This is a genomic window from Prochlorococcus sp. MIT 0603, assembly GCF_000760215.1.
Taxonomy (GTDB): Bacteria; Cyanobacteriota; Cyanobacteriia; order PCC-6307; family Cyanobiaceae; genus Prochlorococcus_E.
The window spans coordinates 172139-187976 of sequence record NZ_JNAW01000001.1; the positions used below are offsets into that span (position 1 = coordinate 172139).

Here is a 15838-nt window from a genome sequence, read left to right on the forward strand (position 1 = left end):
GGTTTGGTTCTTAGTTTTAAAGGCATATATAATTTGAATTCATCAATATGTCGTAAAGAAACGACCTGCAATAAAACCAATGCTCAAACCAATTCCATTAAGAGCCTGAAAACGCAAAGCTAAAAATTTGCTTTCACTAATTTCATTTGGATGATTGTGATGTCTTTTTAGTAAACGTATTAAGCCTATTGCTGGAGGTAATCCAATAATTGCAAGTAAAGCTGTTATAGGCCATTGCCGATTGATGATTGGGACTAATTCCAATCCAAAGCTAAGCATAATAAACCAAGGCACAAGTGAGGCTGCTCTTTTTGTGCCTAGTCGAACTAGTAATGTTTTTTTTCCATGAATAGAATCTTCGATTACCTGATGGAAGTTTGCACAGAAAAGCACCAAAGTTGTTGCGACAGCAGGACCTGCTCCTAGTAATATTGCTGTTTTCCAAGGGATTGTATTTGCATTATTGTAATTAGGTGAAAGAACTAATAGGCCCGCGGCAGTCGCTAAAGGCCCAAAAGCAATCCAACATAAGGGTTCTCCTAACCCTTGATAGCCAAGTCGAAAAGGTGGGCCTTGATATAGATAGCCTAGGAAGCAACTCCCTAGCACTAAGGCAAAAACGGCAGAGTGACTTCTTATGGCTAGGATTAAAATTAGTGAAAGGCCTCCAAAAAGCATTAAATAAGCAAGGTTGCGTATTAATCCTTTTTTGCCTGTTAGTGCAACTACTGAATGAAGTTTAAATTCATCTACTCCTGTTGATGCATCAAAAAGGTCGTTTGTTAGATTCTCCCAGATCAAAAGAGTAATGGATGCAATTAGAAAACCGAATAGTTGATCTATACGAACAACCTCTCCAATCCAATATTTCCAACCTGCCGCTAACACTATAGGCATAATTGCAACTGAATATAAGGGCCATTTAATAGCCTTTTGCCATAATTTTTTTCTGTGCTTACTTGAAGAATGAAGTGATGCAACAGCATTTTTGTCTTTCATAGGATTTTGAATTCCTGCCTCTAATGTGAATTAGGTTTATTCATTTGATTAGTTTCGTTGATTATCATTTAATTTAGGTATGAAGACTGGCCTAACATTCAGTGAAACTCTTCAAGCTTCTTTAAGAGGCTGGAGTTTAAGGCGATCTGATGAGTGTGTGTTAAGCCTGGCATTACCAATTAATACTATTGATCCACTTCATCAATTAACTGTAATTTCTCATCAATTGCAATTTAGTTTCTTATGGGATCAATCTCCGGGCTTATCTATAGCGGCTGCTGGTCAATGTCAAAATTTTGAATTAATTGGTCAAAGGAGGTTTGAATTAGCAGAAAGATTCAGTCATGAGACCCTTTCTCGGTTAATTGATGTATCCCCACATACCCCCATTCACGCAAAACCAAAAATTCTATTTGCATTTACGTTTTTCGAACAAGCGGCTGATGGTGAGATTGCTATTCAAACTAGACCCGCAGTTCAGGCTGTACTTCCTCGTTGGCAGTTAACTTGTCAGGCTGGAAGGGCATATTTACGTTTTAATGCTGTTGTTGCAGACGAAGCTGGTGTTAGAGATTTTGTAGAGCAATTTTGGTTGATGCGTGAGAAACTTTCTATACCAATTTCAGGGTCTGAACAGCTTAATAACCCAAAGGAAATAGATTTTGTTATTCCAGAGTTTCAAGAGTGGGAGGAGAGTTATCGGTTAGCTCTTATAAAGGGAATAGATTTGGTTGATTCTGGTCAGTTGAAGAAACTGGTGCTTGCTGTGAGGCAATCAGTTATCTTGAAAAAGCCTTTAAATCCACTTGTATTACTGGCGAGTTTACGAAAGCATCAACGGGGCAGTTGTCGTTTCCTTTGGAAGCGGTTTGAAAATGAATCATTTTTTGGAGCCTCGCCAGAAAGATTATTGAGTTTGAAGCAAGGTAATCTTCAGACTGATGCTCTTGCAGGCACAGCAGGACAAAATGATGAAGGGGTCTCTTTGCTAAATTCTGAAAAGAACTTGAGAGAGCATGAACTAGTTGTTTCTTCAATCAAGAAACAATTAATAGATAATGGCTTAGATCCCAATCGTTTGAGACACCCTCGATTAGCAAGGCATGGTCATTTAATTCACTTACATACTCCAATTAAGGCTCATGCCCAGGGGCTTTCTGCTATTCAGTTGGTGGAAATATTGCATCCCACTCCAGCTGTCGCAGGTTTGCCAAGGGGTCAATCAATACAATGGTTACGTACCCTCGAACCTTTTGATCGGGGATGTTATGCAGCCCCTATTGGATGGGTAGATAATTCTGGCAATGCCGAGTTTAGAGTTGCTATTCGATGTGCTTATACACGAGAAAAACATCTACATTTAATGGCAGGTGCAGGTCTTGTCAAAGGATCATCTGTCGAGAGTGAATTGCACGAAGTGAAATTAAAACTAATGGTTCTTGCCGATCAATTAAACCTTCATTTTCCTACTTATGGGAAGTCTTTTAGTAGACGTTCTATTACTTGATCAGCAAGTGGGATGTTAGTTAAACGCTCTACTTCTCTAATACCTGTAGGACTTGTCACATTGATTTCGCTTAACATTCCTCCAATAACATCAATTCCTACAAAGAAGAGACCTTCTCTTTTAAGTGATAAGCCTAGTTCTTCACAAATCTCTGTTTCACGGATTGAAAGTGTTGTTGTTTCGGCTTGTCCTCCTAACGCTAGATTACTTCTAAAATCTCCTTTTTTTGGCCTACGGTTAATAGCTCCTAAAGGCTTACCGTTAATTAACAGGATTCTCTTATCACCTTCAATTACTTTGGGTAGAAATTTCTGCATCATCACCGGTATTTGTTCTTGAGATGTTACTAGTTCCAGAAGTGCATCAATCCCTGCAGCAGCATCCGCGACGCGAATTACACCTTGACCGCCTTTCCCACCCAATGGCTTTAAAACTACTTCTCCTTGCTCTTTAGCAAAAGCCTTTAATTCATTGACTCGACTTGCAACAAGCGTGGGAGCCATGAGCTTGCTGAATCTTAGTGCGCCAAGCTTTTCGTTCCATGCTCGGAGTGAGGCTGGTTTATTTAGAACGAGTACTCCTTCTCGTTCAGCGACTTCTAATAGGTGGGTTGCATATAAATAGGCTTCATCGACAGGTGGGTCTTTACGCATCCAAATGCAATGAAATTCATTTAGAGCAAGATTTTTAGGTTCTCCCAGTTTTATCCATGGACAAGGAATTGCATTTCTTGCGATTACTCCGGCTTTTGCCCCTTTTGCTTGAAGATCTGCAGGGGTGCATACCCAAATGTCAAGAGATGCTCTATAAGCCGCCTCTATTAATGCTGCTGAAGAATCCTTAGACGGATTAATTAACTCAATCGGATCAACGATAAATAGCTGTTTCATGGTATTTATTGTTATGGGTTGATTAGCTGATCTAATTGATTAGTGCTTTCAAGCTCATAAAGTTCGTCACAACCACCGATTCCTTTTTCGTTAATAAATATTTGAGGGACTGTAGTTCGACCATTTGCCCTAATAGACATTTTTGTATGAGCTTCTTGGTCTCCATCGATTGGGTACTCCTCAAAATTAATTCTTTTTTTTTCAAGAAGAGCTTTTGCTCTAATACAAAACGGGCAGTATTGCCATGTGTATATCTCAACTTTTACCATGAGTTTATGTAGGTTTCTTATTTATTGTAAGTAGCATTGTAATGATGGTATTTTTTTAGTTGTTTTTGGTTTCTTGCTGTGCATGATCTGACTGATTTCAAAAGGTCCATTTCACTATTAACTGATCGCCTGAGCAAAGCTCAGGACTATCTTTGACATACCCGCATTAAATGCACGTAAACTTGATCTTGAGCAAATTGCTGCTCAACCTGAGTTTTGGAATGATCAAGGGAAGGCTCAAAGAAAAATGCGCCAATTGGATGAAGTTAAAGATCAACTTAAGAAAATACGTGAATGGCAGAGCTCTCTTGATGACGCAAAGGCTTGTTTAGACCTATATGGTCTTGAGCCTGATGAAGAGATGCTTATAGAGGCTCAAGAGGGCTTAAGCAAACTAGAAAATGATCTTGATCTTTGGGAGCTTGAACGACTTTTAAGTGGTCCTTATGATAAGGGGGGAGCAGTCTTGGCAATAAAAGCTGGAGCTGGTGGTACAGATGCGCAAGACTGGGCGAAGATGCTTTTGAGAATGTATACCCGTTGGGCAGAAGCGCATGGAATGAAAGCAACACTCAATGAACTGTCAGAAGGAGAAGAGGCCGGCATAAAAAGTGCCAGCATTGAGATAGAGGGACGTTATGCATATGGATATTTGCAAAACGAGAAAGGTACACATCGTCTTGTAAGAATCTCCCCTTTCAATGCAAATGGAAAACGCCAAACAAGTTTTGCTGGGGTAGAAGTTATGCCTCAACTTGATGAAGATGTGAAGTTGAATATTCCTGATAAAGATCTAGAAGTTACTACTAGTCGATCAGGAGGAGCTGGAGGACAAAATGTCAACAAGGTTGAGACTGCAGTCCGGATTCTTCATATTCCAACTGGATTAGCTGTTCGCTGTACTCAAGAACGTTCTCAACTTCAAAATAAAGAGAAGGCTATGGCTTTATTAAAAGCAAAGCTGATGATTATTGCTCAGGAACAACGTGCTGCAGAGATTGCAGATATTCGAGGTGACATGGTTGAGGCGGCTTGGGGAAATCAAATTAGAAACTATGTTTTCCACCCTTATCAAATGGTTAAGGATTTGCGAACACATAAAGAATCTACAGATGTTGAGGGTGTTATGAATGGGGACTTAGATTTCTTTATTCAATCTCTTTTGTTACAAGGAATTGAAAAAGAACATAATGAAATAGGTAATTCAAATTAATGAAACAAGATCACTCTTTAAAAAACTCTTCTAATAAAAGAACGCCACCAGCAAGTTTTGTAAAATTAGCTATGAAAAATATGGTAAAGAAAGGTAGTCAAAGTATTTTTCATTTTGGTTTAACTGCTATTGGTTTCATTGCTTTTATTCTCGTTATAGCTGCTATTGGTAGACCATCTATTCCTCATTGAAAATGCATCAACCTTTAATTTCAAAAGATCTAATGGTTGACTTGACATTTAGTGGCTTTGTACCAGAGATAATAGAGGATGATCTTGATCATGAAAGTAAAAGTATTCTTACTGGTTTTGAAATTTGGCGTGATGCCTTAGCATGCTGGATTGATTGTGTAAGAAATAACCCTAAGCTAACTTATCCAGAGATGATAAGAACAAATAATCGGCTAAGTCTAGGACTAGTATTTACTAATGACTTGTTGATTCAAAAACTGAATCAAGATTGGAGGAATAAAATGATGCCAACGGATGTTCTTTCCTTCCCGGTTTTAGATAATGATATTGTTCTTCCTTCTGATCAATTTGTAGAATTGGGCGATATTATTGTTTCTGTGGAGACAGCTCTTAAGCAAGCAAAGATCAACAACCATTCTTTATTAGAAGAATTAAGATGGCTTGTAAGTCATGGTCTTTTGCATTTGCTGGGTTGGGATCATCCTTCTTCATCTAGTCTTGATAAAATGTTGAAAATGCAAGAGCAATTAATCAAAATCAAGTTAGGTTCACATTCTCAGAATCGTATTGCTGAAGATTAATGAGTATTCCGAATTTTAAACAAAATAAGATTGATTCAGTTACAGAATCATCTAATCATATCAATAGTTTTCCAAGAAGAAGGTCATGGATTATTTCAAAAAACTTATTTTCTAGTTTTCAATATGCAGTGCAAGGTATTAGATATGCATTTCGAAGTCAACGAAATTTTCGCATTCATATTTTCATTGGCATATCTGTTGCTGTATTTGGAATTTTCTTGAATTTATCTTTTACGAGCCTTTCAATCATTGCTCTTACTATTTCGACGGTTCTGATTTTGGAATTAATTAACACATCTATTGAAGCTGTAGTTGATTTATCTATTGGTAGACGCTTTCACCCTTTGGCTCGAGTTGCTAAAGATTGTGCTGCTGCTTCTGTACTTATTTCTGCAACTAGTTCTGTAATCATTGCTCTTCTTTTAATTCTTCCTTCGCTTTTGAAAAAATTAGGAGGTTGAAAATCGCTCTATGTTATTAGTTATTGACAATTATGACAGCTTTACTTTTAATTTGGTGCAGTACTTTGGCGAGTTGGCTTCAAAATACTCGTGGGCAAAAGAAATTGTGGTAGAACGCAATGATGCAATATCTATTTCTAAAATCAAGGATTTAAAGCCACAAGCTATTGTCCTTTCACCTGGACCTGGTGATCCTGATCAATCTGGAGTCTGTTTGGAAATTTTAACTGAGCTTGCTGGTTCCCAACCTATTCTTGGTGTTTGTTTAGGTCATCAAGCAATTGCTCAAACTTTTGGTGGAAAAATAGTTAGAGCCAATGAACTTATGCATGGAAAAACATCAAAGGTTTTTCATAACAGTGATGGAATATATACGGGAATTTCCAACCCTCTCGTTGCGACGAGATATCACAGTTTAATTGCCAATAAGGCTTCCCTACCTGCATGTCTTGAAGTGACTTCGTGGCTTGAAGATGGCACAATTATGGGGCTTCGCCATAGAGATTTTCCTTGTTTGCATGGAGTACAGTTTCATCCCGAAAGTGTACTTACAGAATCCGGACATCTTTTGCTTAGTAATTTCTTAGGATTGGCTGAGGCCTAACAAAACTTTTCTATCTACCTATGACTCCTGCATCTTTATCGTCAAAATCTTTTTTTAAGCAATTATCTATTTCCATTGCAATGGTCTTTGCTTTCATTTCACCTGGCATTGCCGAAGTTTTGGAGATTACAAGTTTTGGTCACAGCTCTTTGTTAGTAAAAGGTGGTGGCCACTCAGTATTGTTGAACCCATTTAAAGCAGTTGGATGTGCAGCTAGATTGATAGAACCAATTGCCAATCCAGATATTATTTTGGCTAGTTCTGAGTTACCTGATGAGGGTTATTGGAAAAAAAAAGGTGTGTTTTTTGTCAAACCTGGGTCATATCGGATTAATGGCTTGAGGTTGGAGGGCTTCTCTAATCCTCATGATCGTTTAGGCGGAAGAAGGTTTGGATATGGAACATTTTGGCAATGGAATCAAGGTGGCTTGAATTTTGTACATTTAGGAGGTATAGCAGGTCCTTTAGATTCTCAGGATAAGTTGCTTTTAGGGCGACCAGATGTTTTATTCATAGGTGTTGGAGGTGGTGCTAAGGTTTACAACGCCAAGGAAGCTGCTCAAATTGTCAATCAGTTGAACCCTAGAGTTGTTATTCCTGTTCAATATGTACGAGGTAAACCCTTGGAAAACTGTGATCAAACAGGTATTCAGCCATTCTTAGATGCCACAAAAGGAATTGAAAGTAGAAAGGTCGGTAGGACCTATGTCCTTTCCAATACTCTCCCTAAAAAGACAATTATCAATCTGATGCCATAACTTGGTCTGCTTTTTTGTATATCTCCCAAAAACTTTTCATTTGATCAGTAGTTCCAATACTAACTCTTAGTGAACCAGTTATTAAATGCTTTTGCTGCATATTCCTAACCAGGATTCCAGATGATTTTAGACAATTTTCGATTGACTTGCTTTCTCGCTTTGGCCATAGTAGAAAATAATTTCCAGCACCTATATGATGTTGGACTCCTCCTTCCATTAATTTTTTTTGAATCCATAATCTAGCTTCTAACACCTCAGCAACGTAATTATCGATATATTTTTGATCTTTAAGTGCTGCAAATGCTGCAGTAACAGCAAAACTATTGACATCGTAAGGTCCAGTCACACGACTAATACGATCAATGATCCTAGAATCTCCTATAGCAAATCCCATTCGCAAGCCCGCTAAGCCTGAGGTCTTGGAGAGCGATCTTAATACAATTAGATTAGGTATTTGATTGAAATCGACTACTGATAAAACACTATCACCTAAGAATGCCTCGTAAAGCTCATCAATTACGACTAATGTTTCAGGTGATGCTTTCGCTAACTCTAAAACTTTCTTTGCTGGAAGGCTTGTACCTGTAGGATTGTTAGGGTTGCATATCATTAAAATCTTTGGAGTCAAATCAATCAGTAATTTATATATTGCATCGTAAGGGAATTGGAAATTCTTTTCTTTATAAGGAACCTCAATGACTTCCATCCCTTGCATAGATGCACAAGGATAGTAGTAACCAAAAGTTGGGACTGTAGTGAGTAATTTCCCCTTATGTTCTCCATATGAATGGAAAATAGCATGGATTGCAGCATCTACTCCATTGAAGAGCCCAACTTGATTAGACTTAATAGGTGCTACTACCACAGAGGAATTGATATGCTCTGCGAATACTTCTTTAAGACCTTGGTATTCTGGATAAATTGAAATTTCTTCTGAAGTGATATTTTTAATTGCCTCTAATACTTTTGGGCTAGGACCAATGGTATTTTCATTGAAGTCAAGCCGAAGGAATCCTCGGCGACCTTCTAAAGGAGCAGAATAAGGAGTCATTCTTTCCACCTCAAGTCGTGCTTGAGGTATATTCTTAGATGAGAGTTTCTCAAAGAGTTTCATTACATTCTCTCTAAAGTTTGAATACCTAAAAGAGACATTCCTTGCTTCAGAATATCTCTAGTAAGTCGACATAGAGTTAATCTAGATGACCTTGATGGTTCTTCAGCTTTAAGGACAGGGATTTGCTCATAGAATCGATTGAATGTTTGGCTTAATTCAAATAAATAATTGCAGAGTCGATTAGGTAATAATTCCTCCTCCACTTCTAGGATAACATCATCAAATTTTAAAATTTCTCTAATTAATCTCCATTCTTGAGGCTCTGTGAATTTCAGTTGATCTGTTGATGAGCTAAGATTTCCACCCTTCCTGCTGATGCCGGCGATACGGACTAATGCATATAAAAGATATGGAGCTGTGTTGCCTTGCAGTGAAAGCATACGGTCAAAAGAAAACTGATAATTAGTAATTCTGTTTTGACTGAGATCAGCGTATTTCACTGCTGCAATCCCAACCTTTTCAGACACTTCATTGATGAAAGATTCACTTTCATTGCGCCCTTCTTCATTAAGGCGCCTTTCAATATCTTGTTTAGCTCTGTCAATTGCTTCATCAAGAAGATCTTTAAGACGTACTGTTTCGCCAGAACGTGTTTTCAGCTTTTTCCCATCTTCCCCTTGAACTAGTCCAAATGGGACATGTTCGATTCGACAGTCCTCGGGGACCCAGTTTGCCCGTTTTGCAACTTGAAAGACTCCTTCAAAATGGCTGGATTGTCCAGAATCAGTAACGTAGATTATTCGACTAGCGCCATCACCTGAAGGTTCTTCTTTCAATCGGTATCGAATTGCAGCTAAGTCTGTTGTTGCATAGTTAAAACCACCATCAGATTTTTGAATGATTAACGCTAAAGGATTGCCATTTTTTCTATTCATACCATTTAAAAAGACACACTTTGCTTTCTCGTCTTCAACTAATAAATTTAATTGTGTGAGATCATCGACTACATTTTGTAGGAAAGGGTTATAAAAGGACTCACCTCTTTCAGAAAGTTGGATATCAAGTCGATCATATATTGTTTGGAATTCTTGGCGAGATTGCTCACATAGGAGTTTCCAAGCTTTTAAACTTTCTTGATTACCTCGCTGCAGCTTAACTACTTCTTCCCTTGAGCATTTTTGGAAGTGTTCATCTTCATCAAAGCATTTTTTTGCTTGACGGTAAAAATCAACTAAATCTCCAATTCCTATAAAATTTGCTGTAGTTAATGCTTCTGGAACAGTCAGCTTAAGATATGTTATGAGCATGCCGAATTGCGTCCCCCAATCACCAACATGGTTTAAACGAAGTACTGTATAACCACGAAAACTCAGAATACGTGCAATTGCATCGCCAATAATGGTTGAACGTAAATGTCCAACATGCATTTCTTTCGCGATATTAGGACTAGAGAAATCAACAATTATTGGCTTATCATCGTCACTTTGTACACGTGGTATACCAAGAAAGTCATCGTTGACTCTGGAAACCAGCTCCCTAGTAAGACAAGTTTTTTGAATAGTTAAATTGATGAATCCAGGTCCAGCTATTTTAGGTGGACAACAAAGATCATTGAATTGATCATTGTTTTGAAGTTCAGAAACAATGGTCTTTGCAATTTCACGTGGCGGCTTATTTAATTGCTTGGCAAGTACCATTGCACTATTAATTTGAAAATCTCCAAACTCAGGTTTTGTTGTCGGTACTAACTGAGAGTTGAAGAACTCACTTGACTCTTTAGTTGCTAATGTTGCTTCAGGGTATGCAGAATCTAAAGCATGTTTAATTTGTTGATTTAATAATTGGTAAATGTAATACATTATTCATTGTCTCCATTTTCGTTGAAACGCATACTCAAATCTATCCAACTGCTTCTTGTGATTGGTGCACTACTAGAAATTATGTCAATTCCTGTAGAGGCATAATTCTTAACTTGCGTAGGATCAATTCCAGAGGCTTCAATAACAATTTGCTTAGATGACTTACTTGCTATTTCTCGTAAGTCAGGAATAATTTTACGTATCATTAATGGAGACATCTCATCAAGAAGTACTCCATCAGCACCACTTGATATAGCCTCTTTTGCTTGTTGAGCTGTTTCAGCTTCGACAATAATTTTTGTAGTCCAAGGTATGCTCATCCTAAGGCTTTTGATTGAGTTTGATATTCCATTGCTCCAAGCTATGTGATTCTCTTTTAACATAGCTGCATCATCGAGCCCTAAACGATGATTAATACCGCCTCCACATCTAATAGCATATTTCTCTAATTGACGAAGACCTGGAGTTGTTTTCCTGGTATCAGTTAATTGAACACCTGTACCTTCAAGTTCTAAAACCAGTTTCTTAGTTTCTGTAGCTATGCCTGAAAGGTGCATTGCTAGGTTTAACGCAGTTCGCTCCCCTGCCAGGAGAGAAGCAACAGGCCCGCTTAATTCGAGTACCCTTTCTCCTGTAATTAAACTTTCACCATCCGCTTTGTTTACAGAGATTATGATCGATGGGTCCAGATATTCATAAAGACATTTTACGAGCTCTCCTCCACAGAAGATTCCAGCTTGCTTGCTTACCCAGTGTGCCTTAACAATGTGACTATTGTTCATAGCTGATTGAGTTAGATCACCTCGACCTATATCTTCATTCAGCCAGGTCTCAAAGAGGTTCTTAATATATGGTGTGATAATTTGCAAGAGTTAAAGGATAATGCGAATAGATATGTATTTGATCAAGTGTACTTATTTTTCATTGTTTTAGAAAAGTTAGAGGATACTTGTAGATACTATGTTGTTTCACTTCCCTATACAAAATCTTGAAAATATTCGGTCAAGCAATGCTTCTGTGACTTCTTTGCCTGTCAATTCTCCTAATTTGGAAATAGCTTCCCTTAAATCTATAGTCCAGAAATCCCAAGGTAAACCCTGTTTAGAGATTTCTTCAATCTGATCTAAAGAATTGCTTGCACGTTTGACTAAATCCAATTGTCTTTGATTTAGGGCTAATTCTAATCCTCCTGTTTCATTAGCACCGCAGGTGCGTAATAATTTTCTCACCATCTCTTCCTGGCCTTCTCCTGTTTGGGCACTGATGGTAGCATCTGAATCTATAGGTATATCTTGAATATTAATATCAGCCTTATTACCTATTATTAATCTGGGAGTTTGTTTTGGAATCTGATTCAGAATCTTTTGATCATTAGTTGTCCATCCTTGACTCACATCAAATAGAAGTAAAACCACATCTGCGGTCATTAATATTTTCTTGCTTAAAGAGACTCCGATCTTTTCAATTTCATTGTTTGTGTCTCGAATTCCTGCAGTATCAAGAAGTGTAATTGGAACTCCTTCTAGAACAATCTCACTTTCCAAGACATCTCTTGTAGTTCCAGGTAATTCTGTTACGATGGCTTTTTTATTTTTACAAAGAAGGTTGAGTAAAGAACTTTTCCCAACATTTGGTAATCCTATAAGTGCGACTTTGAGCCCATTACGTATTAATGAACCTTGTTTAGCATCAGAAATCAGTTGAATTAGTTCTTGACGTATTGAAATCACTTCAGTTAATACTGCTTTTGGGTTTAATGGTGGCAAATCTTCTTCAAAATCAATGCGAGCTTCTATTTCACTAAGTTGATCAAGCAGCTTTTCTCTTAAAAAATTTATGCGATTAGTAATATCTCCATCTATGCCAGCTATTGCTAGTTGGGCTGCTTTTTGACTTCTAGCACTTATTAATTCTTGAATTGCTTCTGCTTGTGTTATATCAAGTCTTCCATTGATAACAGCACGCTGACTAAACTCCCCAGGGAATGCTCTTCTGGTATTGGGTTGTTTTAAAACCTCATCAAGCACCTCATGAACGACAATTACCCCCCCATGGCAATGGATTTCCACTACGTCTTCCCCTGTAAAACTACGAGGGGCTTCCATTGTTAAAATTAAAACCTCATCGATATTTTTTTTAGTTGTTTGATTTATGACATGACCGTAAAGAATTGTATGTGTATCCCAAACCTGTTTTCCTGGAATTTTGACGATATTTGAAACAACTTTTTTTGCCGAAGGGCCAGATATCTTGATAATCGCAACAGCTCCTTGCCCTGGTGCGATTGCTGAAGAGATAGCTGCGATTGTTTCTTCTGTAGGGAAAGTTGAGTTCATAAATGAATCATTCAATTTTATTGCGTACGATTAAATTCATATTCGTGCTTTAGAGCATAGGAGGTGTTCAAATGCTTCAAATCCTTCTCAACTTGAGCAAAAGAGTTAGAAGGTCTATGCTTTGGATCTGGCGTCATGAGGGCACCCCTGCAGAAAGGGCCCGTGGGATAGCAGTTGGGGTGTTTAGTGGGTGTTTCCCTTTTTTTGGCTTGCAATCTCTCATGGGAATCTGTCTTGCTAGTTTGTTTAGGGGGAATCATTTGCTTGCAGTTACTGCTACTTGGATAAGTAATCCTTTCACTTATATCCCTCTTTATTGGTTTAATTATAAGATTGGAGCATTCTTTTTGGGGGGAGCTAGCTCATTTAATGATCTCCACAAATTGACTAAGCGACAAATTTGGGATCAGGGTTGGATTGTCAGTAGTAAAATTTTGCTAGGCTCGTTGATTCTTGGATTGGCTTTGGGATTGCTTTTAGGATTGGCTTCCTATATCGGGTTTAAATCATCTTCAAATAAAAATACTTTGATGTAGTTTGCTTTTTGAAATGGAGAGGTAAAGAGCAATTATAGTCGAGAGAGTTTTCCCATCACCAAGTCTTCAAGGCAATTAAATAACTAGTCATTATAAAAATGTAATTTATTTCTTGGGGTATGTTATTGCTTCTACAACATCACAATAATCTTGCCATAGCTTGTTAATTGAAGATTTGAAATTTTGTGAGATCAAAAATATTCCCTTTGATTGATAGCTTGTATAACACTAAAACTCCTAATAGTCAGGTCAGTTCTGTTCGTGCAATATCAAGAACATCTGCCATGTTTCGGATTTTATTTATAGTGCTTTTCAGTTGATCAGAGTTTTGTAATTCAATTTTGAGTTCTATGCAAGCTGGCTTCCCAAATGCAGTTTGGACACGTGCGTCACTTACATTGATTGCATTCTCGGAAAGACGCATCAAAATATCTTTTAGTACACCCACGCGGTCAATAACTTCAATTCTTATTTGAGTGGAAAATTTATTATGCTGATTAAGTGAATTTTGATTCCATTTCACAGGCAACTGCCTTTCGGTTGGAATAGAACCTAAATTAATACAATTTTGTCGATGTATTGTGATTCCATGGTTTCCTAGAGCAACAGTACCAATAATTTCTTCTCCGGGTAGGGGGCTGCAACATCCACCAAAACGATAATCTAATCCTTCTAGACCTAGAATTGGCGATGTTTTAATAGAAGATTTGCCGACAAGTATGGGATTATTGTTATTAGTTAAATGTTGATCTACATCATTATACTTATCTGAAGAAACAGTATTCATATTTTGAAGACGTATCTCTTCACGTAGACGATTGAGAATTTGATGTAATGTAATCGCTCCAAACCCTAGTGCTGCCAATAGATCATCTGTTGACTTTAAATTACATCGCTCTGCAACCTTCATCATTGCCTCGCTGTTTAGTAGTGTATCAAAGCCTTTGCGGCCTAAATCTCTTTCTAAAAGATCTTTTCCCCTTTGAATAGTTTCATCTCTATGACTGACTTTGTACCACTGTCTTATGCGATTCCTTGCAGTAGGAGTGGCTACAAAATTTAACCAGTCAAGGCTAGGGTGAGCTGTTTTGCTAGTAATGATCTCTATGAAATCACCATTGCTTAGGGGCGTGGCTAATGGACAAAGCTTGTCGTTAATACGGGTTCCATGGCAGTGATTCCCTATTTCTGAGTGTATGCGATATGCAAAGTCAACAGCTGTCGAGCCTTTCCTCAGGCCAACAACATCGCCTTTCGGAGTAAAAACGAAAACCTCCTCATCAAATAAATCTTCTTTAATAGATGAAAGATAGTCATTGTAATCAGAACCTCCTTCTTCTTGTTGCCAATCAACCAGCTGTCGAAGCCAACTAAAACGTTCTGTATCATTTGCGGCTGGCGAGCCACCCTCTTTGTATTTCCAGTGTGCAGCTATGCCAAATTCAGCAACTTGGTGCATTTCAGGAGTTCGTATTTGCACTTCAATTGCTCTATGTCTACCAATAACAGCTGTATGAAGAGACTGGTAGCCATTATCTTTTGGAAGCCCAATGTAATCTTTAAAACGTCCTGGTATTGGGCGAAATGTATCATGGACAACTGCTAAAGCTCTGTAACATGTTTCTAAATTCGGAACAATAATCCTTAGTGCTGCAATGTCATAAATTTCGTGGAATTTTTTGTCTTGTCGCTTCATTTTGCTCCATATGCCAAAGAGATGCTTGGGACGACCTGTAATGTCAAAATTTGTTAGCCCTGATTTTGTGAGACGGCTTCTTAGGTTTTCCACTGTTCTTGCTAATCTTTTTTCCCGTTCACTTCTTTTTGTATCTACTTCTTGTTGCATTTCCTGATATGCATCTGGTTCAAGCAGTTTGAATGCTAAGTCTTCTAATTCCCATTTGAAGCGTCCAATCCCAAGTCTATTAGCTAAAGGAGCATAGATTTCTCTTGTTTCCAGTGCAATTCTTTGTTGCTTCTCAGGCTGGAGTGCATCTATTGTTCGCATATTGTGCAATCTATCTGCCAGCTTTACAAGAACAACACGAATATCCCTAGCCATTGCTAGAAACATTTTTCGTAAGTTTTCTGCTTGAGCTTCAGTTCTGTTTGGGAAATGAATGCCCCCTAATTTGGTTACTCCTTCAACTAATCCACGAACTTCACTTCCAAAAAGACTTTCTAGCTGGTCAAGATTAATACTGGTATCTTCTACAACATCATGAAGAAAACCTGCGGCAATGACTTTAGGACTAGCGCCTATCTCCTTTAATAGGTCTGCCACACAAACAGGATGAACTATGTATGGATCACCACTTACTCTAAATTGCCCTTTATGTAGTCGAAATGCTAAATCGAAAGCAGATGCTAGTAATGCTTCGGAATCAATGGGACAGCATTCTCCAATAGGAGATGGCACTTGCTCTACGCAATTTATCAACCATTCTGGGAGTGGGATGCCATAGTCATCTGAATTTTCAATGAGATCGACTCTCAATTGAGGTTCATCTGACAGAGCGTCCGACTTGGGCTGTGTTTTATTAGACGCAGAAGTGGCGTTTAACATACGACCAATTGCGT

16 protein-coding genes are annotated in these 15838 nt (G+C 38.1%); 8 read left to right on the forward strand and 8 right to left on the reverse strand.

Annotation, left to right across the window (positions count from 1 at the left end; genetic code table 11):
• Positions 1-42 precede the first annotated feature (42 nt).
• A complete protein-coding gene (gene menA / locus EV07_RS00885) occupies positions 43-999 on the reverse strand; it encodes a 2-carboxy-1,4-naphthoquinone phytyltransferase (RefSeq protein ID WP_036916462.1) in 957 nt (318 codons plus the stop codon).
• A gap of 79 nt (positions 1000-1078) precedes the next feature.
• Here menA and EV07_RS00890 point away from each other — a divergent pair, with 79 nt between their 5' ends.
• Positions 1079-2506 carry an isochorismate synthase gene (locus EV07_RS00890; RefSeq protein WP_036916463.1) on the forward strand — a complete coding sequence of 476 codons (1428 nt, stop codon included), beginning with the start codon at positions 1079-1081 and terminating at the stop codon, positions 2504-2506.
• Here the strand turns inward: EV07_RS00890 and gshB are convergent.
• Together gshB and grxC are read right to left on the reverse strand one after the other, a co-directional pair.
• On the reverse strand, positions 2470-3396 hold the full coding sequence (gene gshB, locus EV07_RS00895) for a glutathione synthase (protein WP_036916464.1): 927 nt from the start codon (positions 3394-3396) through the stop codon (positions 2470-2472). The two genes, EV07_RS00890 and gshB, sit on opposite strands and share 37 nt — an antisense overlap.
• Before the next feature lie 11 nt (positions 3397-3407).
• Positions 3408-3665 carry a glutaredoxin 3 gene (gene grxC, locus EV07_RS00900; RefSeq protein WP_036916465.1) on the reverse strand — a complete coding sequence of 86 codons (258 nt, stop codon included), beginning with the start codon at positions 3663-3665 and terminating at the stop codon, positions 3408-3410.
• Between the two features lie 78 nt (positions 3666-3743).
• On the opposite strand from grxC, the gene prfB reads away from it, so the two are divergent.
• From prfB to EV07_RS00930, 6 genes are all read left to right on the forward strand, one after another.
• A protein-coding gene (gene prfB / locus EV07_RS00905; protein ID WP_152557502.1) for a peptide chain release factor 2 occupies positions 3744-4878 on the forward strand; the annotation gives its coding sequence in 2 pieces (ribosomal slippage) (positions 3744-3818 and positions 3820-4878; 1134 coding nt in all).
• The gene (locus EV07_RS00910) at positions 4878-5069 is read left to right on the forward strand and encodes a DUF3285 domain-containing protein (protein ID WP_036916467.1); all 192 of its coding nucleotides are present in this window, start codon (positions 4878-4880) and stop codon (positions 5067-5069) included. Before prfB ends, EV07_RS00910 begins: the two co-directional genes overlap by 1 nt.
• Before the next feature lie 2 nt (positions 5070-5071).
• Positions 5072-5650 (forward strand): rRNA maturation RNase YbeY, encoded by a 579-nt coding sequence (ybeY, locus tag EV07_RS00915; RefSeq protein ID WP_036916468.1) that lies wholly within the window; start codon positions 5072-5074, stop codon positions 5648-5650.
• Complete coding sequence (locus EV07_RS00920; protein WP_036916469.1) at positions 5650-6111, forward strand: diacylglycerol kinase family protein; 462 nt, start codon at positions 5650-5652, stop codon at positions 6109-6111. The genes ybeY and EV07_RS00920 overlap by 1 nt, the downstream gene beginning before the upstream one ends.
• A gap of 10 nt (positions 6112-6121) precedes the next feature.
• A complete protein-coding gene (locus EV07_RS00925) occupies positions 6122-6715 on the forward strand; it encodes an anthranilate synthase component II (RefSeq protein WP_036916470.1) in 594 nt (197 codons plus the stop codon).
• Positions 6716-6795: 80 nt separating this feature from the next.
• On the forward strand, positions 6796-7473 hold the full coding sequence (locus EV07_RS00930) for an MBL fold metallo-hydrolase (RefSeq protein WP_241433972.1): 678 nt from the start codon (positions 6796-6798) through the stop codon (positions 7471-7473).
• Here the strand turns inward: EV07_RS00930 and EV07_RS00935 are convergent.
• The 4 genes from EV07_RS00935 to mnmE form a co-directional block, all read right to left on the reverse strand.
• Positions 7457-8587, reverse strand: a complete 1131-nt coding sequence (locus EV07_RS00935) for a pyridoxal phosphate-dependent aminotransferase (RefSeq protein ID WP_036916472.1) — start codon at positions 8585-8587, stop codon at positions 7457-7459. The genes EV07_RS00930 and EV07_RS00935 overlap by 17 nt on opposite strands.
• Positions 8587-10386: an arginine--tRNA ligase gene (gene argS, locus EV07_RS00940; RefSeq protein ID WP_036916473.1), complete on the reverse strand. Its 1800-nt coding sequence runs from the start codon at positions 10384-10386 to the stop codon at positions 8587-8589. The genes EV07_RS00935 and argS overlap by 1 nt, the downstream gene beginning before the upstream one ends.
• Positions 10386-11255 (reverse strand): carboxylating nicotinate-nucleotide diphosphorylase, encoded by an 870-nt coding sequence (gene nadC / locus EV07_RS00945; protein WP_052043802.1) that lies wholly within the window; start codon positions 11253-11255, stop codon positions 10386-10388. The genes argS and nadC overlap by 1 nt, the downstream gene beginning before the upstream one ends.
• A 99-nt stretch (positions 11256-11354) precedes the next feature.
• Positions 11355-12722, reverse strand: coding sequence for a tRNA uridine-5-carboxymethylaminomethyl(34) synthesis GTPase MnmE (mnmE, locus tag EV07_RS00950; protein ID WP_036916725.1), 1368 nt, complete (start codon positions 12720-12722; stop codon positions 11355-11357).
• Between the two features lie 71 nt (positions 12723-12793).
• Here mnmE and EV07_RS00955 point away from each other — a divergent pair, with 71 nt between their 5' ends.
• Positions 12794-13258 (forward strand): DUF2062 domain-containing protein, encoded by a 465-nt coding sequence (locus tag EV07_RS00955; RefSeq protein ID WP_036916474.1) that lies wholly within the window; start codon positions 12794-12796, stop codon positions 13256-13258.
• Between the two features lie 244 nt (positions 13259-13502).
• Here the strand turns inward: EV07_RS00955 and EV07_RS00960 are convergent, their stop codons facing one another.
• The gene (locus EV07_RS00960) at positions 13503-15824 is read right to left on the reverse strand and encodes a RelA/SpoT family protein (RefSeq protein WP_036916475.1); all 2322 of its coding nucleotides are present in this window, start codon (positions 15822-15824) and stop codon (positions 13503-13505) included.
• Positions 15825-15838 lie beyond the last annotated feature (14 nt).